Here is a 24,126-nt window from a genome sequence, read left to right on the forward strand (position 1 = left end):
AGCAGGCTGAGATTTCCCGAAGCCATTGTTGTAATAGACGGCGCTGGAATAGTCACCGCGATGCCTGCTTCCATGCTTCGCTAGCCGCTGAAGCTTTTTTGTACAGCTCGTCGGGCCCGCGCGCCCGATACTTAGCCACCTCGCCTGCGCTCAGCTGGATCATCCAGTCATATCCCACGAAGCTATGGTTGTAGTTGCCGTCGAGGAACAATGCGCCCTCGTCTTCGAGCAAGAACCAGGTCTGCGGATCGTGATCGATGACCTTCACTCTACATCCAGGAGCGCGTGAGGATTCTTGGCTGCGACGAGCAGCAAGGTACGGGCGGCACCCGAGGGCGCGCGTCGCCCTTGCTCCCACTCTTGTAACGTTCGAACAGATACCCCGAGTAAGCGGGCGAACACCGCCTGCGACAAGCCCGTCTGCTCTCGGATACTGGACACGGAGGGTACCTTAGTTACGCGGCCGTGCTCACCGCGCTTGATCTCGCGGATTCCCTCGAGAATCTCTTTACCAATGTCTCTCTTTCGACTGGCCATCTATCTCCTCCTTGATCTTCTTCAAGGTCCGGCCCGAAATGCTCTCGGCAACATTCTTGGCATACAGCGTGAGCAACCAGATCTCACCTGCTTCGATCTCAGGTAACAAATCACTCGAAGCCCACCGCGCTTTCCCCGCCCTGCCGCGCTCCACCGCAGTTTCCGAACACCGCCCGATTCTCGAATGATGTCACCGGCCTCCGGGTTCTCATTGAGATGATGTTGCAAGCGCGCCAGCTGATCGTCGGGAAGGTATCATCAGCAAGGCGTGAAAACAGCCTAGTCTCGATGAAGGTGAACATCGAACCCCTCCATGGTATACGTCATTGCCGTAATACGTCAGTGACGTATGGCGCTTTGCCGGCTAACGCCACGAACGGGAGCCACGAGCAAAGCACCTCACTCTTGCATGTCGGCCGATGGAAGTGGCGCAAACATGTTTCTGAAATCCTAGCGGGGAACGCGCGATCGACCGCGGCAAATGCGCGCACAACTCTCACGCAGCGAGCCGCGGGCAACTCTGGCCTGCATCAAGTGCGGAATCAGACGGCGGCCTATCGGTTGCGCGGTCGCCGCGGGAAGGAAGGGTGAAGCGGCCTAGGGCCGCATCGATGCGATTGATCGAATGTTTGGAAAGGGAGTTTCCGCGTTTCCGCGGAAACTCGAACGTTAAATTGCAGGCAGAAGGCGCGTCTCGGTCGACCCTTTCGAGCGTGTCGCCGGCCGAGTGGCAGCGGCGACCTCTTACGTTCCTTACTAAACGGTTCTGTTCCGATCCCCACCGCGGTGACCGCGCGATGAGTTGCGCTGTTGATTCGACCGGCCCTGGCCGTGGCCGCCGCCATGTCCTTGGCCCTGCCCGTGTCCATGCGACCGTTGCGGCCGCTGGCCGTGCGCGTGACGCGGTTGATGAGGATTCTGATGCGACTGCTGAGCCTGCGGCTGCCCACCGCCACTGCCGCGACGCTTCCGACGACGGCGGCCTGGGCCTTCGCCAGCGGGGCGAGCAGCATCGCCATGTTGCTGATGGGACGGTCGGCCTTGCTGACCTTGCGGCCGACCTTGTCGGGCTTGCGAGCGGACCAGCTCGGACTGCGACTGACGCGGTTGTGACATCCCGCGATCACGTGAATCCTCTCGATCATCTCCACCCCGAACCGGCGGCGGCGCCGGCTTGAAGTGCGGCACATCCGCCTTGGGTACCGACTTACGCAGCAGCCGCTCGATATCCTTCAGCAGGCCCGACTCGTCCGACGAGACCAGCGACACCGCCAATCCCGTCGCGCCCGCACGCCCGGTGCGACCGATTCGGTGCACGTAGTCTTCCGGCACATTGGGCAGCTCGTAATTCACGACATGCGGCAGCTCTTTGATATCGAGTCCGCGTGAAGCCACTTCCGTCGCAACCAGGGCGCGAATGCGGAAGTTCTTGAAGTCCGAGAGAGCAGCCGTACGCGCGTTCTGGCTCTTGTTGCCATGAATCGCCGCCGTCTCGATGCCATCCTGCTCCAACTGCTTGGCCAACCGGTTCGCGCCATGCTTGGTGCGCGTGAACACCAGCACCTGCTGCCAGTCGCCATCGAGGATCAGATGCGACAGCAACGCACGTTTCTGCTCCTTCGCGACGAAATAAGCACGCTGCTCGACCGTATCGACCGCGGCGTTACGCTTCGCGACTTCGATCTCCACCGGGTTGTGCAGCAGACCCTGCGCGAGCTTCCGGATGTCATCCGAATACGTCGCCGAGAACAACAGATTCTGCCGTTGTTTCGGCAGCAGCTTGATCACGCGGCGGATGTCGGCGATGAAGCCCATGTCCAACATGCGATCCGCTTCATCGAGCACGAAGATCTCGACGCGCGACAAATCGACCGTCCGTTGTTGTGCGTGATCCAACAAGCGGCCGGGCGTCGCGACCAGGATGTCGGCGCCACGGCGCAGATTCTCGATCTGCGGATTGATGCTCACACCGCCGAAGATCACCAGACTGCGATGGCGCAGATATTTGCCGTAGCTCTGGATGCTTTCGTTGACCTGCGACGCCAGTTCGCGCGTCGGCACGAGAATCAAAACACGAGGCGCTCTCGATGGCGCGCCGCCTTGCAGACGCTGCAGCAACGGCAGCGTGAAGCCGGCCGTCTTGCCGGTGCCGGTCTGGGCGCCGGCCAGCACGTCGCGGCCAGCGAGAATTTCGGGAATCACTCGCGCTTGCACGGGAGTGGGTGCGGTGTAGCCACGATCGGCGAGCGCACGAGTCAGTTCGGGGATGAGCCCGAGGGCAGCAAAAGGCATGGAAACAGTTCCTCAACCAGCCTGCAGAAACTTACGTTTCGGATCCAGTGAGGCGGGAGACAAATCGAGGCGGGCCCATGTTCAAACTGCGGGGCCGACGAACCCGAGGGGTGAAGCCGACCGGATGGCGGCTGAGATGGACGCGCACTCTACCTGGATTGGCGCGATTTGACGAGCGCAATTCTGCAGGGCGACGGCCTGTCCGCATCATGTGGCCGACCCGGGGGAACTCAAGAGGCAGGAATGGCCCGTTTGCGTAAGTGCGGCCCTGAAGGCAAAGCGCTCGACGGCGCGACGTTGTAATTTTGAGGCATCGATATGCGCTATCTCGGAAGGGGAGGACACGGACATGACTTCTCGAATCCATCGAACAACAGGCAGCGCGGCGCTCATGTTGGCTTGTGCCGCAGTCACCGTCGGTTGTAGCAAACCCGCCTCGAACGACACGGCGGCGAGCAAGGAACGCTACAACGCCACAGTGCGCTGGACGGCCCACGGGATGCCTCATATCAAAGCCGACGATTGGGGCAGCCTCGGCTACGGCTTCGCGTATGCAGTCGCCACCGATGCCGTATGCACGCTGGCACGTGAATTCGTGAATGCGCGAGGCGAACAATCCAAGTTCTTCGGCCCGGAGGACGGTCGCCTCGAAGCCGACATCTTTCACAAATCGGTGATCACCGATCAGGCGCTCGCGCACGCGGTCGCGCGCGTTCCGGAGGAAATGGCCGCCCTCCAGGCCGGCTACGTCGCGGGATACAACCGCTATCTTGCGGACCACACTGGCGAGCAACTGCCCGCAAGCTGTCGTAACCAGCCGTGGGTAAAACCCATCGAAGCCACGGACATGACGCGCATGGGCATCGGTGTCGGCATTCGCTATGGCCTCGGCCGCTCTCCAGCGGCGATCGCCAACGCAGCGCCTCCTACGAAAGATGAAAAGATTACGTTCGTCGCGCCGCCCGCCGCCGAGGACGTGACGATGTACGGCTCGAACGCCATCGCCCTCGGCAAGCAAGCCACCGTGAACGGCAAAGGTTTGCTGTTGGGCAACCCGCATTATCCGTGGTCGGGCGGGAGTCGCTTCCACATGGCGCATCTCACGGTGCCGGGCGAATTGGATGTCATGGGCGTCGGGCTGATCACCACGCCCTTCGTCAGCATCGGCTTCAATCACGATGTCGCATGGTCACACACTGTATCCACGGGGCTGAGATACACGCTGTATGAATTGACGCTCGATCCCAAGGATCCGCTGACTTATCGATATGGCGACGAAACACGCAAGCTCACATCGCACGCGGTGAACATCGATGTGAAGCAGCCGGACGGCTCGGTGAAAAGCCAGGAGCACACGACTTACCACAGCCACTTCGGCCCGATGCTCGAAGACAAGGATCTGCCGTGGACACGCGAGCGCGCGTACGCGATTCGCGATTCCAATCTCGATAACAACCGCTCCACGGAGCAGTACCTGAAGTTTGCGCGCGCCAGATCGGTCGGCGACATGCTGGCGGCGATGCAAACGTCACAGGGCGTCGCGTGGGTGAATACGATCGCGGCCGATCGACAGGGCACGGCGCTGTACGCGGATCTCTCGGTTGTGCCGAATGTGGATGAAGCGTTGCTCAAGGCATGCGCGAGCGCAACGGTGAAGAAATGGGGACCGTGGCCGGCGGTAGTAATGCGAGGCGCGCCGGATTGCGAATGGCGCATCGATCAGCGAGCTCAGCAACCGGGAATCCTGCCGGCCGAACAGTCCCCGCACCTGGTGCGCGACGACTATGTGACAAATTCGAACGACAGCTATTGGCTGTCGAATCCCTCGCAACCGCTGGAAGGATATTCGCCCATCATCGGACCCGAGCGAACGGAACGCTCGCTGCGCACGCGCGCGGGCCTCGTGTTCGTGAACGAAGTGTTGCAAGCGAAGGAAGCGAACCGATTCGATGCGCAGCGTCTGCAGGATCTGTTGTTCAGCCATCGCAATTTCGGCGCGGAGTTGGTGCTCGATGACGTGCTGGCGATCTGCAAGCACGAGCCGAAGACGGTGAAGGCGGAGAAGAGCAGCATCGATGTGACGAGAACGTGCGAAGTACTGGCGGCGTGGGATCGCAAGCAGACCGTCACGAGCCGGGGCGCGCAAGTGTGGACGGAAGCGTGGCCTCTGATGAGTGCGACGCCGAATCTGTGGGCGGTGCCGTTCGATGCGAACGATCCAGTGCGTACGCCGAGGCAGCTCAATGCGAGCGACGCGACGGTTCGCAAGGCAGTCATGCTCGCGTTGGCGACGGCAACGCAGAAGTTGAATGAGGCGCAGATCCCGCTGGATGCGCCGTGGGGCGAGGTTCAGTACACAGAGCACAATGGCGAGAAGATCGGAATTCCCGGCGGGGCCCACGCGACGGGCATGTTCAGCATGGTGCTGGGGAAGCTGCAGCCCGGCAAGGGCTATACACCGATCGTCACGGGCAACAGCTGGATGCAAGTAGTGACGTGGACCGACAGGGGCGAAGTGGATGCGAGAGGTCTCCTGTCGTATTCGCAGTCCGAGGAAGAGGATTCAGCGTTTGTTTCCGATCAGACGAAGTTGTATTCGATCGGACAGTGGTTGAAGTTGCCGTTCATGGAGACCGAGATTGCGGCCGATACGGTGCGCAGTTTGGAATTGAAAGGCAGCTGATTCACGCTCTCGCGCGAACCGGCAACAGCCCGCGCAACTTGCTGCGCAGGTCAGCTTCGCGATACGGTTTGGCCAACATATCCGCGCCCTTCTCGGGCGCGGCGTACGAAGCGGAGTAGCCAGTCGCATACAACACTGGCAGCTGCGGCCGGCGCTCACGCGCCAAGCGGCCAAGCTCGAAACCGTTCATGCCGCCCGGCATGACGATGTCGGTGAACAACAAATCGATCTCCGACTCCCGATCGACGATATCCAGCGCGCGGGCGCCGTTATCCGCTTCGATGACGTTGAACTGCAGCTCTTTCAGCATCGCCGCCGTGACGGCACGGACGCCGGCATCGTCTTCGACAAGAAGAATGGTTCGGTCGTGCCCGGAGAGCGAGAGATCCTCGCCAGCCGCCGCCATCACGCTCGATGCTGCGTCTGTGCGCGGCAGATAGATTCTCACGCTGGTGCCGCGGTCGGGCATGCTGATGATCTTCACGTGGCCGCCCGATTGTTTGACGAAGCCATACACCATGCTCAAACCCAGGCCGGTGCCATGGCCCATGCCCTTGGTGGTGAAGAACGGTTCGAGAGCGCGCTCCAGCACCTCGGGCGTCATGCCGGCGCCCGTATCGGTCACGGAGAGCAACACGAACTCCCCTTCCGGCAGATCCTGATCGCGTTCGTTACGACCGACGTTGCGAGTTTCAATCGTCAGTGTGCCGCCTTCCGGCATGGCGTCGCGCGCGTTCACGGCGAGATTGATGAGCGACGACTCCACCTGTGCCGGATCGGCCAGCACATTCCACAACCCGTCATGGACGAGTACATCGATCTCGATACGCTCGCCGAGCGTCCGGCCCAGCAGCTTCGCGATATTCCGGCTGACCTCGCCGAGATTCACCGCGCTCGGCTGCAAGGGCTGACGACGGGCGAACGCCAACATACGACGCGTCAGCTCGGCGCAACTCAACGCGCCAGTGAGCGCCATCTGCGCGCGGTCGAAATTGCGGCCCGTGCCTTTCAGCGCGCGAGCCAGGGAGTCGAGGTTGCCGATCACGACTGTCAGCATGTTGTTGAAGTCGTGCGCGATGCCGCCGGTCAGCTGACCCACGGCTTCCATCTTCTGCGACTGGATGAGCTGCTGCTCGACGCGACGCCGATCGGTGATGTCCAGGCAGCTGCCGAAGATTTCGAACGGCCGGCCATCCTGGCGGTTCAGCACGGCGCGATCCAGGAACCAGCGATGCGAGCCGTCGGCGCAGATCCAGCGGTATTCGGTCGACATGCCGCCTACGGTCGGGATCATGGCGACTTCGTTGAGTACGCGCTCCCGGTCGTCGGGGTGAATGTTGTCGACCCACAGCTGCGGATCTTCGACGAGCAAATGCGGCGAGAAGCCGATCAGATCGGCGATCACGTCGCTGATGAAGCGCGGCCCGGCAAATCCCGAGTCGATCGAGGCGCTGTATAGCGCGATGGGCAGCGAGCGCACGATGGCTGCTTGCCGTTCCTCGACCTGGCGCAACCGCCGTTCGGCTTCGAGCTTCTCCTGACGGATGCGAAAGTTCTCTTCCTGCAGGAAACGTTCGAGCGCGGCCTTGCGCTCCACTTCCGCGCTCTTGCGGTACAGATCGACCAGCACCGCGACCTTGGAGCGCAGGATCACCGGATCGACCGGCTTGAATACATAGTCGACGGCGCCCATCGTATAGGCGCGCGCGATGTGCTCGTCATCGCGATCGATGGCGCTGACGAAAATAATAGGAATGTGTCGCGAGCGCTCGCGACGTCGGATCAGCTCCGCGGTGGTGTAGCCGTCGATCCCCGGCATGTTGGCGTCGAGCAGGATGACGGCGCACTCCTCGCGCAGCAGGAAACGGAGCGCATCCTCGCCCGACGCCGCTTCGACGACAGTTTCCTCCAGCTCGGCCAGCACCTGCGCCAGCGCGAAGCGATTGTTCGGCTCGTCATCGACGATGAGGATGGTCGCGCGCATCGGCAGCGCCGGCAAAGTGCCAGTAGCGTCCAACGCCGGCGCTTCCTCGTGAGCGCCAGCGGTTCGCGGGCCCAGGGCCTGCATGCCTTTGTTCAAACGCGCCGCAGCCACACGCGCATCATCGAAACCAGCTGATCGACATCAACCGGTTTGGAAATGTATTCCGACGCGCCTGCTTCGATGCATTTCTCGCGGTCGCCCTTCATGGCCTTGGCGGTGATCGCGATCATCGGCAGCTTGCGGAAACGGTCGCTGTTGCGGATCTGTCGCATGGTCTCGTAACCATCCATGTCCGGCATCATCACGTCCATCAGCACCATGTCGATGCTGGGGGTTTCGTTCAACATGGCAATGCCTTCGCGGCCGCTCTCGGCGTGCAGCACTTCGATGTCGTGCTGCTCGAGCACGCCGGTCAGCGAGAAGATATTGCGGATATCGTCGTCGACGATCAGCACTTTGCGTCCAGCCAGCCCGGGCTCGCGACGCCGCGCTTTCTCGATGATCTCGCGCTGCTCGTCCGGCATGCGCTCGACATGGCGATGCAGGAACAGCGCGGTCTCGTCGAACAATTGCTCGTGCGACTCGGGACTCTTGAGAATGAAGGACTCGACCAGGTTGCGCAGCTTCGCTTCGTCGGCCGGATTGAGATCCTTCGCGGTATGAATGATCACCGGCAGGCGGCGCGAGGTGTCGCGACGAATGGTCTCGATCAGTTGCACGCCATCCATATCCGGCAGCACCAGGTCGAGCACGACGCAATCGAACTCTTTGGTCTTGAGCGCCTGCAGCGCCTCCTGACCGTTCGTCACTCGCGTGAGGTGCACGTCGCCGTTGCCGATGAGCTTTTGAATCTCGCCGCTCTGCAGGTCGTCGTCCTCGACCAGCAGCAGCTCTTTCACCTTGCGGGCGATGAAATCTTCGGTGCGGGACAGCGCCCGTTGCAAGGTGGTGTGATCCACCGGCTTCTCCAGCACCGAGAACGCGCCCATCTGCAAACCACGCTCGCGCGGGTCGTCCACTGAGATGATGTGAATGGGAATGTGCCGCGTCTCGGCGCTGCGCTTGAGAATGTCCAGCAGACGCCAACCGTCCATGTCCGGCAAGTTGATATCGAGCGTGATGATGGACGGATTGAATCGACGCACCAGGGGCAACGCGCCACTGCCGGTCGCGGACACGACTGCCTTGAAGCCGCGATCGTGCGCGAGATCGAGCAGGATGCGGCCGAACTTCGCATCGTCTTCGATGATCAGCAGCACCCGGTCGCCCGGGTGAATGTTTTGTCGATCGTCGGTGAGCTCGGACGCAACCAGCAGCGGCGTCGACTCGCGGCTCACCACGATCTGCGACGGCGCATGGGTATGCAGCAGCGTGGTCGGCTGCACCGGAGCGTGCGTCACTGCCGCCTTCGAGAAATCGTGGGTCATCGGCAGATACAGCGTGAACGTGCTGCCGACACCGGGCTTGCTCTCCACCATGATCTCGCCGCCCAACAAGCGACAGATTTCACGGCTGATGGACAGGCCCAGGCCAGTGCCGCCGTACTTGCGACTGGTCGTGCCGTCGGCCTGCTGGAACGCTTCGAAGATCACGCGCAGCTTGTCCGCTGCGATGCCAATGCCCGTGTCGTGCACCGAGTACGCCACCACGGACGATGCCGAATTGAGCGACTGATTGCCCGGATTCCAGCCGTTGCTGGCGCGATAGATGGACAGCTCGACGCCGCCCTCGTGCGTGAACTTGAACGCGTTCGACAGCAGATTTTTCAGAATTTGCTGAAGGCGCTTCTCGTCGGTGATCATGGTCCGTGGCAACGACGGATCCACCTCGATCTTCAGCTGTAGCTTCCGATCGCTGGCCACCTGCTCGAAGCTGCGCTGCAAGTTGTCCACCACTTCGGCGAAGTGCACGGTGCTCACGTCGAGGGTCACCGTGCCCGACTCGATCTTCGAGAGGTCGAGAATGTCATTGATGAGCGCCAGCAGCTCGGTGCCCGCGCGATTGATGGTCTGCGCGAACTCGATCTGCTTGCCGGTAAGATTGGCGTCGGCGTTGTCGGCGAGCAGCTTGGAAAGAATCAGCAGGCTGTTGAGCGGCGTGCGCAGCTCATGCGACATGTTCGCGAGGAACTCGGACTTGTACTTGGACGTGAGCGCCAGCTGCTCGGCTTTCTCCTCGAGCATCTCCTTGGCGCGCTCCACTTCCTGGTTCTTCGCTTCCACCTGCTTGTTCTGCCACGACAGCAGGTTGGCCTTTTCCACCAGCTCTTCGTTCTTGGCGCGCAGCTCTTCCTGTTGGGAGCGCAGCAGATCTTCCGACCGCTGCAGCGTCGTGGCCTGCTGCTCGAGACGGTCGTTGGTCTTCTTCAGCTCTTCCTGCTGGCTCTGCAGCTCGCCCGTGAGCAACTGCGACTGTGCGAGCAGCGCTTCGGTCTGCATGTTCGCGGCCAGCGTGTTGAGCACGATGCCGATGCTTTCCATCAGCTGATCGAGGAACAGCGTGTGAATGGTGCTGAAGCGCTCGAACGAGCCCAATTCCAGCACGGCCTTCACTTCGCCTTCGAACAGCGCGGGCAGCACGATCACGGTCGAAGGCTTGGCTTCGCCGAGGCCGGAAGTAATGCGCATGTAGTCGTGTGGCGCATCGGTCAACAGCATCGAGCGCTTCTCGACGGCGCACTGACCGACGAGGCCGTCGCCCAACCGCAAGCGCTGCGGCGGCCGACGACGATTGGGCGCGGCATAGCTCGCCACCAATTCGAGAATGTTTTCGCCGCCATCCTGGCGCGTGAGATAGAACAGCGCCTGATGCGCGTTCACCAGCGGCACCAGCTGCGACAGGATCAGGTTCGAGACGTGGCGGATGTCGCGCTGGCCCTGCAACAGTCGATTGAAGCGCGCGATGTTGGTCTTCAGCCAGTCCTGCTCGTTGTTCTTCTGGGTCGTGTCCTTGAGATTGCGGATCATCTCGTTGATGTTGTCCTTGAGCGAGGCCACTTCGCCCGAGGCTTCCACCGTGATGAATCGGGTGAGATCGCCCTTGGTCACGGCGGTCGCGACTTCGGCGATGGCGCGCACCTGCGTCGTGAGGTTCGCGGCGAGCTGGTTCACGTTATCGGTGAGGTCGCGCCACAACCCGGCAGCACCGGGCACGCTCGCCTGACCGCCGAGCTTGCCTTCGGTACCCACTTCGCGCGCCACGTTCGTCACCTGGTCGGCGAATGTCGCGAGCGTGTCGATCATGCCGTTGATGGTGTTCGCCAGCGCGGCGATCTCGCCTTTCGCTTCCACGACCAGCTTGCGCTTGAGATCGCCGTCGGCCACCGAGGTCACGACCTCGGCGATGTTTCGCACCTGGCCGGTGAGGTTCGCGGCCATGTGGTTCACGTTGTCGGTGAGGTCCTTCCAGGTGCCGGCGACGCCTTCCACTTTCGCCTGACCGCCGAGCTTGCCTTCGGTGCCCACTTCGCGCGCCACGCGCGTCACTTCGGACGCGAACGAGTTGAGCTGGTCCACCATCGTGTTGACGGTGTTCTTCAGCTCCAGAATTTCGCCGCGCGCATCGACGGTGATTTTCTTGGAGAGGTTGCCGCTGGCCACCGCGGTGGTGACTTCGGCGATGTTTCGCACCTGGCCGGTAAGATTCGCGGCCATGTGGTTCACGTTGTCGGTGAGGTCCTTCCAGGTGCCGGCGACGCCTTCCACTTTCGCCTGGCCGCCGAGCTTGCCTTCGGTGCCCACTTCGCGCGCCACGCGCGTCACTTCGGACGCGAACGAGTTGAGCTGGTCCACCATCGTGTTGACGGTGTTCTTCAGCTCCAGCATTTCACCTTTGACGTCGACGGTGATTTTCTTGGAAAGATTGCCGCTGGCCACCGCGGTGGTGACTTCGGCGATGTTTCGCACCTGGCCGGTGAGATTCGCGGCCATGTGATTCACGGAGTCGGTGAGATCCTTCCAGGTGCCGGCCACGCCCTTCACGTTTGCCTGACCACCCAGCTTGCCTTCCGTGCCCACTTCGCGCGCCACGCGCGTCACTTCGGAGGCGAACGATCCAAGCTGATCCACCATCGTGTTCACGACGGTGCTGATGCGGAGGTATTCGCCTCGCATCGGCCGGCCGTCGACTTCGAGGTTCATGGTCTGCGACAGGTTGCCGTTCGCGACGGCGCCGATGACGCGCGCCACTTCGGACACCGGATACGCCATCTCGCCGACCAGGCCGTTCACCGAATCGATACATTGCGACCAGCTGCCGCTGGCGGTGTTGAGGCGGGCGCGCTCGGAGATGCGGCCTTCGCGGCCGATCATTTCGCGCAGGCGGGCGAACTCCCGCGTCATGGAGTCGTTGAGCTCGACGACATCGTTGAAGGCCGTGGCGATTTCGCCGTCGATGCCGGCGAGATCCATCGGCATGCGCACCGAAAAGTCGCCGCGCTTCAACAGGCGCAGGGCCTTGAGGATGTCGCCTCGTTCCAATGACGATGTCGTATCAATTACAGCTTGGGCCATTAGCTCACCCGTCGACGGTCCAGGTACGGGACGGAGCTGCTCAGATCTGTAACGGCAGCTGTGCCACTGCCGCTGTCAACGCTCGCTCCACGTCCGCTTCTGTATAAGGCTTCGCGAGGAAACCCAGAGGTTGGGCGTCCTTGACCCGCTCACCCAGCGAAGCCAGCGGGGCTCCGGTCATGAGTAGGGCGGGAATTCCATGGCGGGCGCGCAAAGCGACGGCCGCATCGATGCCGTCCCCGCCGTCGCCAGCCAGGCCGACATCCACAATGGCCAGGTCCGTTGGCGTGCCCGCGGCAAACGCCAGGGCAGTTCTCAAGGAAGGGGCGATACCGCTGACTTCATGCCCCAGGTCCCGCAACACGCCTTGCAGGAACAGGCTCACCAGCGATTCGTCCTCGACTATCAATACGCGCAGTACGCGCGGAGCGGTCGTTGCGGAGGGATCGGAATTCATTTGCATGCGATGAGCACGTCCACCGCGCCGCTACTCCCGGAAATGTGTTTGCGCCAAAAACGACCCGTCGGGGTGTCACGCCCTACTGCACCCGAACTCGCGGCACCTTGAGAATATGTCGTTGTTTCGAGTCAGGTCGCGACGCAGACCACCCAATGCGCCGCTCGTGTAGAAAGTTCCGCGTCGCCACGGTATGACGGCAAATATGTCCTTGAAAATCTTACACGAGGTACGTTATGACGTACTTTCCCCAAGCATTACCGGAGGTTATACGCTCGACTCCACGACTACAGTACACTCCGCCGCTTGGCGCTAAATGGACGGCATGGCGCAGCCACGCAATAACCACAACCCATGACAGATCAGCACTCCGGACCCGCCAGCGTTCTCATCGTCGAAGACGAAATGCTGGTACGCATGTTCGCCGTGGATGCCCTCGAAGATGTGGGCTTCCAGGTGCTACAGGCGGGAGACGCCAGCGAAGCGACCGCTGCTTTGGCCGATGCGCCGCATGTGGCGGCGGTGATCGTCGATATGGGCTTGCCGGATCGACCGGGCGACCAACTGGCCGCTGAAATGCGCGCCAGATTACAGAATGTGCCCATCCTCATCGCCAGCGGCCGAAGCGAGCGCGAGCTCAAGGACAAGTTCGCGGCCGACAAGCGCATCGGCGTGCTGGTGAAGCCATACACGGCATCGATGCTCATCGGCGCGCTCGCATCGTTGGGCGTCGCCGCCCCGTCGCCGCAGGATTAGGCATCCGCGTCAGTGACTCCGGCTCCATTCATCGGGCCGGTTCTGCTCCTTCACACGCTGCGGATTCGCCGCCTCGCCCTTGCGATAGCCGCGCTCGAACAGCCGCTTGCGGAACACGAAGACGGTCAGCGCGATCGCCAGCACGATCAGCCCTATCGCCCAAGCCAGATGCTGTTGGAAGAATTCCTGCATGGCCTTTTACCTCTGCGAACGTGTGTCCAGAGGTAAACGACCGAGCGAGTGGCGATGTTTCCCCGCTGGCGGCAGTCGCTCAGCGCTTGCGCCTGGCGCGCATCCAGATGACGGCAATCACGAAGGCGACGAGCAGCAGGATGATGACAACGCGCAATCTTTTAATGTCCTTCGCTGTAGGCCGATTCCACCCGCTGAAAGCGTTCGTTCAGCAGGGCTAGATCTTCCGGCGTATCCAGGTCGATGGCGGCGTTTGCCATGGGCACGCGGACCAGACGGTAGTTATTACGTTCGAGCACCATGCGTGCGCCTTGATCGCCGCGCAACTCGGCCAGCTCGGTAAAACTCAACCGTGGAAAGATCGCGGGAACGCCGACGCGCTGCTCGTACACGCTGGCCGCAATCATACTTTCCTCGCCCTTCCAGGCGCTCACCAGACGCTTGAGATCGTCGGCGGTCACCGCCACTTGATCGCCCAGCAGCACCATCGCGGCCTGGCACCCGGGCGGCAGCGATGCGACTCCGAAGCGCAGCGACGACGCCATGCCCTCTTCCCAGTGACGATTGACGATCACCGATGCCGGCGAATGCGCCAGCAGATGAGTCATCTCTTTCGCGTGCGCCCCCACCACCACGGTGACCGCATGGCCCGCGACGGCGACTGCATTCGCGACAACGATGTGCAGCGCCGGCCGGCCGGCCAGTTTCACCAGTTGCTTCGGCTGACCCAGGCGCCGGGACGCGCCGGCGGCCAACACCAGGACATGAGGGGGCGAAGACATGATGGATGACAGACGTTTTGGGTCAAGCTCCAGGACGCAGGGCGATACTATACTGGTATCTCACTCCACTCCCGCGCGAAGAGTTATGTCGGTCCGACCGGTCTTGAGAATGGGCGATCCCGTGCTGCTGCAGGTAGCGAAACCTGTGGAGCGCTTCGACACGCCCGAGCTGCACGCCCTGCTCCAGGATATGAAAGACACCATGGCCGCGCTGAACGGCGCCGGCATCGCGGCTCCGCAAATTGGCACGTCGTTGCAAGTCGTGATCTTCGGCGTGGGCAAGAATCCCCGCTACCCGCAGGCCGAGGAAGTGCCGTACACGGAGCTGATCAATCCCGTGCTGGAGCCGCTCACCGATACGATGGAAGAAGGTTGGGAAGGTTGCCTGTCGGTGCCGGGCATGCGGGGCCTGGTGCCGCGCTATACCAGGCTGCGTTATCGCGGCTTCGACACCAAGGGCGAGCCCATCGATCGCACGGTGGATGGTTTTCACGCGCGCGTCGTGCAACACGAGGTCGATCACCTGCACGGCATCCTCTATCCCATGCGCATCCGCGATCTGCGCAGTTTCGGTTTCAACGAAGCTTTGTTTCCCGGTCAGCAGCTGGTCGACGACTGAGTCGCCGCGCTGTCCCTCATTTCCCGCCGGAGCATTCCATGGCCGCCGCCCCTCAAAGCACGCTTTCTCTTCGCGATCCGAGTCTGTTTCGCCAGCAAGCCTTCGTCGCTGGGCGCTGGGTAGATGCAGCCAGCGGCGAAGTGAAACAAGTCCTCAATCCCGCCAATGGGCAACTCATCGGCACGGTGCCGAATTGCGGTGCCAAGGAAACGCGCGAAGCCATCGAAGCGGCCGATAAAGCGCTGCCCGATTGGCGCTCGCGTACTGCGAAAGTGCGCGCGCAGCTGTTACGCAAATGGTTCGATCTGATCATGGCGAATCAGGAAGACCTCGCCGTGCTCATGACCGTCGAGCAGGGCAAGCCGTTGGTGGAAAGCCGCGGCGAGATTGCGTACGGCGCGGCGTTCATCGAATGGTTTGCGGAAGAAGGCAAGCGCGTTTATGGCGATGTGATTCCGTCGCATGGCCCGGACAAGCGCATCGTCGTGTTGAAGCAGCCCATCGGTGTCTGTGCGGCGATCACGCCCTGGAACTTCCCGACCGCGATGATCACTCGCAAAGTCGGCCCGGCACTCGCGGCGGGCTGCACGATGGTGATCAAACCGTCCGAGCTCACTCCGTACTCGGCACTCGCCTTGTGCGTGCTGGCCGAGAAGGCAGGCTTGCCTGCCGGCGTCATCTCCGTCGTCACGGGCGATTCGAAGCCCATTGGCGGCGAGCTCACCAGCAATCCTCTGGTGCGCAAACTTACGTTCACCGGCTCCACGCCGGTCGGCAAGCTGCTGATGTCTCAGTGCGCGGGCACGGTGAAGAAGGTTTCGCTGGAGCTGGGCGGCAACGCGCCGTTCATCGTATTCGACGACGCGGACCTCGAGCCTGCGGTCAACGGCGCGATCGCTTCCAAATATCGCAATGCCGGTCAGACCTGCGTTTGCGCCAATCGCATCTACGTTCAGAGCGGCATTTACGACCGCTTCGCCGCGCGCCTCGCAGAGAAGGTTGCTGCGATGAAGGTCGGCAATGGCCTGGATCAGGGCACGATCATCGGGCCGCTGATCGAAGACAAAGCGGTTGTCAAAGTCGAAGAGCACGTGCGCGATGCGGTGAGCAAGGGCGCGAAGGTCGTCGTGGGTGGCAAGCGCGTCGAAGGCGGCGGGCATTTCTATGTGCCTACGGTGCTGACGGGGATCAAGGCCGACATGCTCGTGTTACGCGAGGAAACCTTCGGCCCGGTGGCGCCGCTGATGAAGTTCGATACCGAAGAGGAAGTCATTCGGCTGGCGAACTCGACGGAGTTCGGCCTGGCTTCTTATTTCTATACGCGTGACATCGCCCGCGCGTGGCGCGTGGCCGAAGCGCTGGAGAGCGGCATCGTCGGCATCAACGAAGGCATCATCTCCACCGAAGTCGCGCCGTTCGGCGGCGTGAAGGAAAGCGGCATCGGCCGCGAAGGCTCCAAGTACGGCATCGAGGACTACCTCGAGATCAAGTACCTCTGCATCGGTGGAATCAATTGATGAAAGCGCGGATCAAATGGGTTCAGGACGTGATGTTCCTCGGCGAGTCCGGCTCGGGACATTCCGTCGTCATGGACGGCGCCCCGGACGCCGGAGGCCGGAATCTCGGATTCCGGCCGATGGAGATGCTGCTGCTCGGCCTGGGCGGCTGCTCCGCGTTCGATGTCATGCTGATCTTGAAGCGCGGCCGTGAGGCGGTGACCGATTGCGTTGTCGACATCGAGGCCGAACGCGCCACCACCGATCCGAAAGTCTTCACCAAGATCCAGATGCACTACACCGTGACGGGTCACGCGCTCGACCGTAAAAAGGTCGAGCGTGCCGTGCAGCTGTCGGCTGAGAAATATTGCTCGGCCAGCGCCATCATGGCGAAGACAGCCGAGCTGTCGCACACCATCACTCTCGTCGAGTCTCAACCCACTCCCACTGGAGCAACGGCATGAAACGCACCGCATCCGCCGTCTGGAAAGGCGGCCTGAAAGACGGCAAGGGTTCGATCTCCACCGAAAGCGGCGTGCTCAGCGACACCCAATATTCCTTCTCGACCCGCTTCGAGGAAGGCAAAGGCACGAATCCCGAAGAGCTGATCGCCGCAGCTCATGCCGGATGCTTCAGCATGGCCTTGTCGGCGCAGTTGGGCACGGAGAACAAGACAGCCGAGAAGATCGAGACCGAGGCCGCCGTGACTCTGGTGAAGACCGACGCCGGTTTCACGGTCACCGCCGTACATTTGAAAGTCCGCGCCAAGGTCCCGGGCGCGACACCTCCGGACTTTCAAAAAGCCGCCGAAGCCGCGAAAGCCGGCTGCCCGATCTCTCGCCTGCTCAAGGCGGAGATCACGATGGAAACGAAGCTGGAAGGCTGGACCTGATTGGACGGGCGTTAGCTCTTCGGAGCTAACGCTTCCTGCAAGCTCGCGGCGGTGAGCAAGCGATCGCCGATCGCATCCAGTTCCTCTATGGTACTGGCTGCGATTTTCCCCCGCACTGCGTCGCTCAAAGAACCAAATCGCGCAGCCAGCAGCCGTGTAATGAGCGCGACGCGCCCTTGCGTCAGCCCCTCCGCCACATAGTGCTTGGCAAAATCACTCTGATACTCATATTTGAAGGGAAGCATAGTTTTCGCCAGCTCCTTACGGACGGCCTCACTGACTGAATTGATTACCAAATCAAGATATAACTTGGACCGGTCATCGTCGAGTCCTGAGCTGACCCCCTGCGCAAGAGCTGCAATACGCGCGGCCTTTGCCACATCGGCATCGTGACCATGCGCCATCGCCGATAGCACCGCCAGCTCCGGGTCCATTTCTGCATCGACGGCATCAAGGATTTCAGGCACCACGTCAGGCCCGAGGATCTGTGGAGCGAACAGATTCTTACATCCGAGCTGGATTGGCTTCGCCGCCCATCGGGCCACAGCAGAGTCAGCGCACACCACCAGCAAACAAACCGGACAACGCCAGCGCGCGCGCAAGCTGGCAACGTATGCTGGCCAGACGAAGCGCTTTCTCGCATCCATGCTCAATTGAATCTCGACGATCAGGCCATATGCTGGCTCGCCATTCGAAAGCGATAGGACGAGATCCGCGCGATATTCCGTGGGCTGCACCTCAGTTAGATCCGCGCACGCGATCTTTACATCCGAGTGCGCGGGCAACTCAACGCCCAACGTATCGCGCATGAGTTTTGGCGCGAGGTTCGGGCTGTTACGAAATAGATGGACCAGGGCTTCGTGTTCTTGTGTTGGCATGGGCGAACCATAAGTCGAAGTTCGCCCCGGCCGTGACCTGAATCTTGACGCTAAGAAACGAATTAACCCGCTAATTCAGCGTCCGCCTGATCCACAGATAACACAACAACGCGAGCGCCGCGCCCGTCGCCATGATGGCGGCGAGCGTATGCACGGTGCCGTCGTTGAAGATGGCGACGGCAATGCCCGCGCAAGTAGTCAGAGCAGATTGCGTAGCACCCATCAGCGCGGAGGCGGTGCCGGCGGCGCGGCCGTGAGGAGCGAGGGCGAGGGCGGAGACGTTGGGGCCGACGCGGCCGACGGTGAGGAAGAAAATCAGTTGCAGGCCAACGACCACGTAGAGCGGCAGAGCAAATAATAAGCTCAAGATAAGCAAAGCGAGCCCGAGCACAGGCGACGCCCACACGTAGCGGCCCAGCACCTGACGTGGCGTCATCGTCCGCAGTGCACGCATGTTCAAGACGCTGGCCGACATGAAGGCCAGTCCATTCAAGCCGATGAGCGCGCCGAATTGCTGGGCCGACAGCCCATAGTTCTGGGTGATCACCTTCGGCGCACCGGTCACGTAACAAAACATCGACGCCATCGAGAAGCCGAGTAGCAAAGACAGCGCCATGAATTGACGATCGCGACTCAGCCGCGCGTAGTTGCCGAGAATGTCGCCGAAGCTCACGGAAGTATCGCGAGTCACATGCGACTCCGTGAGCACCCGATGCATGGTCAGCATCAGCGCCAGCGCAATTCCCACCTGCACAACAAAGGTCGCGCGCCAACCGAGGTATGTGACGATCACGCCGCCCACTGCCGGCGCAAAGACGGGTCCTAGTGCGACAATCATCGTCAGCGTAGTAAAGGCGCGCGCCGCTTCGTGAGGCTCACACCGATCGCGCACGATCGCCCGGCCGATGACCAACCCCGCACAGCCGCCCAGCGCCTGCACGACGCGCATCACTGTCAGCATCGTCATATTGGCGGCCAACGCACAGCCCAGCGCGCCGACCATATAAACGGCGAAGCCGACATACAGCGGCGGCTTGCGGCCGAAGCGATCGCTGATCGGGCCGTAGAACAGCTGCCCGACGGCGATGCCGATGATGAAAGCCGCCATCGTGACTTCGACACCACGGGTAGCGAACTCCCGCTCGATGTCGGGAAAGCCGGGCAAATACATGTCGATCGAGACCGGCCCGATGGCGGTCATCGCAGCGACAAGGATCAGCCAGCTGGGTAGGCGGCGCGACGATCGGGTCACGAAGGAGTCAGTTGCCTCGCGTGATGCCGCAGATGATCTTCCATGAAGGTGGCGATGAAGTAATAGCCGTGGTCGTAACCCGGATGCATACGAAATTGCAGCTCACTGCCCGATTCACGCACAGCGTCCGCAAAAATATCCGGCTTCAACTGCTCGGTAAGGAATTTGTCGCGAGCGCCCTGATCGATGAAGATTGGCCGCGCATAACGCTGCGTGCGGATCAGCTCGCTGGCGTCATATTGCTTCCATTGACTCTGATCCGCGCCCAGATAGCCGCCGAACGCTTTCTGCCCCCACGGACACTGCATGGGCGCCGAAATCGGCGCGAACGCCGAGACCGAGAGATACCGATCGGGATTCCGCAAAGCGCACACGAGCGCGCCATGCCCTCCCATCGAGTGACCAAAGATTCCCTGCCGATCGGCACGTCCCGAGTCGAGCGATTGAACGATCTCCGGCAGCTCCTTCGTCACATAGCTGTACATGCGATAGTTCTGCGACCACGGCGCCTGAGTGGAGTCGACATAGAACCCCGCGCCGAGCCCGAAATCCCAACTGGCGTCGTCGCCAGGCTGCCGCGCCTTGCGCGGGCTGGTGTCCGGCGCAACCAGCATCAAACCCAACTCAGCGGCAACACGCTGCGCGCCCGCTTTCATCATGAATGTTTCTTCGGTGCAGGTCAGGCCGGCGAGGTAGTACAACACCGGCACTTTGCCCTGCGCCGCTTGCGGCGGCACGTACACGGAAAAGCGCATCTCCGTCCGACACTCGCGCGACTCGTGCGAATAGAAACGCGTCCAGCCGCCGAAACAGGCATGCTCCGAAATCAGATTGAGTGTCATGACCGCGCCCTCGAATTCAGGGTTGAATCAATAGATCACCACCGAGCGGATCGATTCGCCCGAATGCATCAGATCGAACGCCTTGTTGATGTCGTCGAGCGGCATCCGATGCGTGATCAGCTCATCGATCTTGATCTTGCCGTCCATATACCAGTCGACGATCTTCGGCACATCGGTGCGGCCGCGCGCGCCACCGAACGCCGTGCCTTTCCACACGCGTCCCGTGACCAGCTGGAACGGCCGCGTCTTGATTTCCTGACCCGCGCCGGCCACGCCGATGATGATCGACTCGCCCCAGCCGCGATGACAGCACTCCAGCGCCTGGCGCATCAGATCGACATTGCCGACGCACTCGAAACTATAGTCCGCGCCGCCATCGGTGAGCGCTACGAGATAAGGCACCAGGTCGCCCTGCACTTGCTTCGGGTTGACGAAGTGAGTCATGCCGAACTGTTCGGCCAGCGCCTTGCGGGCCGGATTGATGTCCACACCGACGATCTTGTTCGCGCCGGCCAGACGCGCGCCTTGAATCACATTCAAGCCGATGCCGCCCAAGCCGAACACGACGACGTTCGCGCCCGGCTCGACCTTGGCCGTGTTGATGACGGCGCCGATGCCAGTCGTGACGCCGCAGCCGATGTAGCAAACCTTGTCGAACGGCGCGTCCTCGCGGATCTTCGCGAGCGCGATCTCCGGCATCACGGTGAAATTGGAGAACGTCGAGCAGCCCATGTAGTGATGCACCCTGTCCTTGCCGATGGAAAAGCGGCTGGTGCCGTCCGGCATCACGCCCTTGCCCTGCGTGGCGCGAATCGCCGTGCACAGGTTCGTCTTTTGGGACAGGCACGACTTACATTGCCGACACTCCGGCGTGTACAGCGGAATGACATGATCGCCCTTCTTCAGCGTGGTCACGCCGCGGCCGACGTCGACCACGACACCGGCGCCTTCGTGACCGAAGATGGCCGGGAACAAACCTTCCGGGTCGGCGCCCGAGCGCGTGAATTCGTCGGTATGACAGACGCCCGACGCCTTGATCTCCACCAGCACTTCGCCATCGCGCGGCCCGTCCAGGTCCAGGGTCATGACTTCAAGGGGCTTGCCAGCGGCAAGAGCGACGGCGGCGCGGGTTTTCATGTTCGGATTGCTGGTGTTATTGATGAAGGAGGATTGTCCTCCTTCGCGCGAGGCCGCGCCACCCGCCTAGAAGCGCATCTGCACCCGAAGCACCGCGCCTTCATCGACCACCTGCAACGCCAGCGCCGAATTCGACTCGGCCAGGCCCATGAAGGCGTCGTTGACGAACGATGCGATGAAATTGCCGAGCGCCATGCTGAAGAGCGTGTCCGCCGGATAGTGCCACCCCGCTTCGATGCGAGCCCACGACGTGCCGATGGTCAGCGCATGCAATCCAACGTCGAGGGTAGTGCGCGTGGCGTCGGACATTTCTATCGACTGCAGATTGCGAGACGCGAGTCGTGTGTGTACGGCGGACGAGGAGCTGTGGCCGGAGGGAAAACTTTCGCCATCGGCGCCGTTCGGCCGCTCGCGATCGAACTCTTCTTTCATCAAGTTGGTGATCTGTCCCGTCGCGCTCACCGCGGCCACGCCGACCAATGTTCCTTTGAGCTTGTTGAACAGCCACTCGCCGGCCTCGTCGCCGCCCGGCGTCGCGAGAATGGTGGCGTAGTGAGCGACGCTGGAAGCGGAGCGCAGGTCATCGCTCCATTGCTCGGCGCTGCTCTGTGAGCCGAACACCGGCGTGTGCTCACGCGCCCAATCGGAGGTGCGTCGGTCGAAGTCGTCGATTTGAAAAGCAGCGGCGCCGAGCAGCGGACCCCAGGTCCAGGGGTCCTTGGCCGCATTAACGGCAGATTCGCGGACGCGATCCCAGCCAGGCGTCAGCGTCGCCTCTTCTCCCCAACCCTTGCCGTCCGGCAACGTGCCGCAGGCGGACAACAGCAGTGCACACAAGATGATCGCAGAGCGTGATGGCATGACCGTCACTCATCTGGATCCCTGCCGCTACTCGTGTCGCAAAGCCTCGATGGGGTCGAGCTGCGCGGCGCGCCGTGCAGGGAAATAACCGAAGATGATGCCGACCGCCGCCGAGAAGCCGAAGGACAGCATCACGATGCCCATGTTGAGCACGAACGGCACATTGAACGCGTTGGTGGCGAGCGCACCGGCCGTCAATCCCAACGCGATTCCAATGATGCCGCCGAACGCGGCTAGCGTGACCGCTTCGATCAGGAATTGCAGTAGTACATCTCGCGCCATGGCGCCCACCGCCAGGCGTGTACCGATTTCACGCGTTCGCTCGGTGACGGACACGAGCATGATGTTCATGATGCCCACGCCGCCGACCAGCAAGCTGACCGCCGCGACGGCTGCCAGCAAGGTTGTGAGCACGCGTGTCGTCTGAGTCATCGCGCTGCTGATCTCCTTGAGATCGCGCACGTTGAAGTCGGGATCGGCGCCCGGGCGGATCTTGCGCCGCTCGCGCATCAGCGATTCGATGTCGGCCTGTACTTTCTCGGTCGACACGCCATCGCGCGCCGACACCATGATGGAGCTCACGTCGGAGTTGCCGACGATCCGTCGCTGCATGGTCCTGATCGGCACGACCACCAGGTCGTCCTGATCCTGACCGAAACCCGACTGGCCCTTCGAGGACAAAGTGCCGATGACCTGGCACGACAGCTTGCCCAGGCGAATGCTCGTGCCGATCGGATCTTCCGCGCCGAACAGCTCGCGCTGAACCGTGGCGCCGAGAATGCACACTGCCGCGCCGGCGCGCAGCTCGGACTCGGAAAAGTTACGACCGTTGGCGAGCGGCCAGTCGCGCACCGAGATGTATTGATCGTCGGTGCCCTGTACCTGAGTGGCCCAGTTGGAATTTCCGTAGATGGCCTGAGCGCCGTTGCCTATGGTCGGCGCCGCCGTGCGGACGCCGGTAATTTCGTTCTTGATGGCTTCGACGTCGTCCATGGAAAACGGCGGAGCGGCCTGACGCGAACCGCCGCCGCCACCGAATCCCTGGCCGCGAAAGACCTGCAGCAGATTCGAGCCGAGCTTTTGAATGTCCGCCTGGACCTGCGCGGTCGCGCCTTCACCGATGGTGACCATGGTGATGACCGCACCGACGCCGATGACGATGCCGAGAATAGTCAGCGTCGAACGCAGTACGTTCCGACGGATCTCTCGCAACGCGAGGATGATGGCGTTACCGAACATCAGTGTTCCCGCACCGGCTCATTGGCCTGATCGCTTTCGATGTGGCCGTCGCGGAAGCGCACGATGCGACGGGTCCAGCCAGCGATGTCGGGCTCGTGCGTGACCATCGCGATGGTGATGCCGCGCTGCTCGTTCAAGCTGGTGAGCAGCTTCATGATCTCGACACTGGTGGCCGTATCGAGATTGCCGGTCGGCTCGTCGGCGAACAGCACTTGCGGCTGAGTCACGATGGCGCGCGCAATCGCGACGCGCTGCTGCTGACCGCCGGACAGCTGACTGGGGACGTGAGTCTCACGGCCGCCGAGTCCGACTTCCTGCAATGCCTTGTGTGCCAGCGCACGGCGCTCTTCTTTGGGAACGTGCCGATACACCAGCGGCAGCTCGACGTTTTCCAGCGCCGTCGTGCGACTCAACAGATTGAAGCCCTGGAACACGAAGCCGAGATAATTCCGGCGCAACAACGCACGTTGATCGGCATTCATGTTGCCGACCGGCACGCCGAGAAATTTATAAGCCCCACCGCTCGGCGTATCGAGGCAGCCGAGAATGTTCATGCACGTCGATTTGCCGGAGCCGCTGGGCCCCATCACCGCGACGAACTCACCCGCGTTGATGCGCAGATCGATGCCACGCAGCGCGCGCACCTCGCCTTCGCCGTGACCATAGATCTTGGTCACCTGCGACAGATCGATGATAGGCGTCGGACCGGAAGGCAT

The 24,126-nt window shown here is 61.9% G+C and carries 21 protein-coding genes and 1 pseudogene; 6 read left to right on the top strand and 16 right to left on the bottom strand.

Annotated features, from left to right (window positions below):
• Positions 1-52 precede the first annotated feature (52 nt).
• The 4 genes from GYH35_RS22715 to GYH35_RS22730 all read right to left on the bottom strand — a co-directional run bounded on the left by GYH35_RS22715 (position 53) and on the right by GYH35_RS22730 (position 2,829).
• Positions 53-268, bottom strand: coding sequence for a hypothetical protein (locus tag GYH35_RS22715; protein ID WP_161829561.1), 216 nt, complete (start codon positions 266-268; stop codon positions 53-55).
• A complete protein-coding gene (locus GYH35_RS35165; RefSeq protein ID WP_161829562.1) occupies positions 265-537 on the bottom strand; it encodes a helix-turn-helix domain-containing protein in 273 nt (90 codons plus the stop codon). The genes GYH35_RS22715 and GYH35_RS35165 overlap by 4 nt, the downstream gene beginning before the upstream one ends.
• 110 nt (positions 538-647) lie before the next feature.
• Entirely contained in the window at positions 648-839 is a 192-nt protein-coding gene (locus GYH35_RS34645) for a hypothetical protein (protein ID WP_202624511.1), read from the bottom strand.
• A 454-nt stretch (positions 840-1,293) separates the two neighbouring features.
• Complete coding sequence (locus tag GYH35_RS22730) at positions 1,294-2,829, bottom strand: DEAD/DEAH box helicase (RefSeq protein WP_161810375.1); 1,536 nt, start codon at positions 2,827-2,829, stop codon at positions 1,294-1,296.
• A 349-nt stretch (positions 2,830-3,178) separates the two neighbouring features.
• On the opposite strand from GYH35_RS22730, the gene GYH35_RS22735 reads away from it, so the two are divergent.
• Positions 3,179-5,512, top strand: a complete 2,334-nt coding sequence (locus tag GYH35_RS22735) for a penicillin acylase family protein (RefSeq protein WP_161829563.1) — start codon at positions 3,179-3,181, stop codon at positions 5,510-5,512.
• Position 5,513: 1 nt separating this feature from the next.
• On the opposite strand, the gene GYH35_RS22740 is transcribed toward GYH35_RS22735, so the two are convergent.
• The 3 genes and pseudogenes from GYH35_RS22740 to GYH35_RS22750 all read right to left on the bottom strand — a co-directional run bounded on the left by GYH35_RS22740 (position 5,514) and on the right by GYH35_RS22750 (position 12,470).
• Positions 5,514-7,607 carry a response regulator gene (locus tag GYH35_RS22740; RefSeq protein ID WP_161829564.1) on the bottom strand — a complete coding sequence of 698 codons (2,094 nt, stop codon included), beginning with the start codon at positions 7,605-7,607 and terminating at the stop codon, positions 5,514-5,516.
• A pseudogene (locus GYH35_RS22745) lies at positions 7,589-11,929 on the bottom strand (response regulator); the annotation flags it as partial. The pseudogene GYH35_RS22745 and the gene GYH35_RS22740, both read right to left, overlap by 19 nt.
• Before the next feature lie 118 nt (positions 11,930-12,047).
• Entirely contained in the window at positions 12,048-12,470 is a 423-nt protein-coding gene (locus GYH35_RS22750; RefSeq protein WP_161829566.1) for a response regulator, read from the bottom strand.
• Between the two features lie 348 nt (positions 12,471-12,818).
• On the opposite strand from GYH35_RS22750, the gene GYH35_RS22755 reads away from it, so the two are divergent.
• Positions 12,819-13,220: a response regulator gene (locus GYH35_RS22755; protein WP_161829567.1), complete on the top strand. Its 402-nt coding sequence runs from the start codon at positions 12,819-12,821 to the stop codon at positions 13,218-13,220.
• A gap of 9 nt (positions 13,221-13,229) precedes the next feature.
• Here GYH35_RS22755 and GYH35_RS22760 read toward each other — a convergent pair whose 3' ends face one another.
• A complete protein-coding gene (locus GYH35_RS22760) occupies positions 13,230-13,412 on the bottom strand; it encodes a hypothetical protein (RefSeq protein WP_161810369.1) in 183 nt (60 codons plus the stop codon).
• 161 nt (positions 13,413-13,573) lie between these two features.
• Positions 13,574-14,194, bottom strand: coding sequence for a nucleotidyltransferase family protein (locus GYH35_RS22765; protein WP_161810368.1), 621 nt, complete (start codon positions 14,192-14,194; stop codon positions 13,574-13,576).
• An 85-nt stretch (positions 14,195-14,279) separates the two neighbouring features.
• Between GYH35_RS22765 and def the strand changes: the two genes are divergently transcribed.
• The 4 genes from def to GYH35_RS22785 are packed head-to-tail and all read left to right on the top strand — an operon-like array spanning position 14,280 to position 17,201.
• A complete protein-coding gene (gene def, locus GYH35_RS22770; protein ID WP_161829568.1) occupies positions 14,280-14,813 on the top strand; it encodes a peptide deformylase in 534 nt (177 codons plus the stop codon).
• A 38-nt stretch (positions 14,814-14,851) separates the two neighbouring features.
• Complete coding sequence (gene gabD, locus GYH35_RS22775; RefSeq protein WP_161829569.1) at positions 14,852-16,330, top strand: NADP-dependent succinate-semialdehyde dehydrogenase; 1,479 nt, start codon at positions 14,852-14,854, stop codon at positions 16,328-16,330.
• Positions 16,330-16,773 carry an OsmC family protein gene (locus GYH35_RS22780; RefSeq protein ID WP_161829570.1) on the top strand — a complete coding sequence of 148 codons (444 nt, stop codon included), beginning with the start codon at positions 16,330-16,332 and terminating at the stop codon, positions 16,771-16,773. The genes gabD and GYH35_RS22780 overlap by 1 nt, the downstream gene beginning before the upstream one ends.
• Positions 16,770-17,201 carry an OsmC family protein gene (locus GYH35_RS22785; protein WP_161810364.1) on the top strand — a complete coding sequence of 144 codons (432 nt, stop codon included), beginning with the start codon at positions 16,770-16,772 and terminating at the stop codon, positions 17,199-17,201. The genes GYH35_RS22780 and GYH35_RS22785 overlap by 4 nt, the downstream gene beginning before the upstream one ends.
• 11 nt (positions 17,202-17,212) lie before the next feature.
• Here the strand turns inward: GYH35_RS22785 and GYH35_RS22790 are convergent, their stop codons facing one another.
• From GYH35_RS22790 to GYH35_RS22820, 7 genes are all read right to left on the bottom strand, one after another.
• Positions 17,213-18,079, bottom strand: a complete 867-nt coding sequence (locus tag GYH35_RS22790; protein ID WP_161829571.1) for a DUF4351 domain-containing protein — start codon at positions 18,077-18,079, stop codon at positions 17,213-17,215.
• A gap of 70 nt (positions 18,080-18,149) precedes the next feature.
• Positions 18,150-19,331, bottom strand: a complete 1,182-nt coding sequence (locus GYH35_RS22795) for a multidrug effflux MFS transporter (RefSeq protein ID WP_161829572.1) — start codon at positions 19,329-19,331, stop codon at positions 18,150-18,152.
• On the bottom strand, positions 19,328-20,173 hold the full coding sequence (gene fghA / locus GYH35_RS22800) for an S-formylglutathione hydrolase (protein WP_161810361.1): 846 nt from the start codon (positions 20,171-20,173) through the stop codon (positions 19,328-19,330). Before fghA ends, GYH35_RS22795 begins: the two co-directional genes overlap by 4 nt.
• 27 nt (positions 20,174-20,200) lie before the next feature.
• The gene (locus GYH35_RS22805; RefSeq protein ID WP_161829573.1) at positions 20,201-21,310 is read right to left on the bottom strand and encodes an S-(hydroxymethyl)glutathione dehydrogenase/class III alcohol dehydrogenase; all 1,110 of its coding nucleotides are present in this window, start codon (positions 21,308-21,310) and stop codon (positions 20,201-20,203) included.
• A 66-nt stretch (positions 21,311-21,376) separates the two neighbouring features.
• Complete coding sequence (locus GYH35_RS22810) at positions 21,377-22,171, bottom strand: phosphatase PAP2 family protein (protein ID WP_161829574.1); 795 nt, start codon at positions 22,169-22,171, stop codon at positions 21,377-21,379.
• 27 nt (positions 22,172-22,198) lie between these two features.
• Positions 22,199-23,410: an ABC transporter permease gene (locus GYH35_RS22815; RefSeq protein ID WP_161810358.1), complete on the bottom strand. Its 1,212-nt coding sequence runs from the start codon at positions 23,408-23,410 to the stop codon at positions 22,199-22,201.
• Entirely contained in the window at positions 23,410-24,126 is a 717-nt protein-coding gene (locus GYH35_RS22820; RefSeq protein ID WP_161811328.1) for an ABC transporter ATP-binding protein, read from the bottom strand. The genes GYH35_RS22815 and GYH35_RS22820 overlap by 1 nt, the downstream gene beginning before the upstream one ends.

This window comes from Steroidobacter agaridevorans, from assembly GCF_009932555.1.
Lineage (GTDB): Bacteria > Pseudomonadota > Gammaproteobacteria > Steroidobacterales > Steroidobacteraceae > Steroidobacter > Steroidobacter agaridevorans.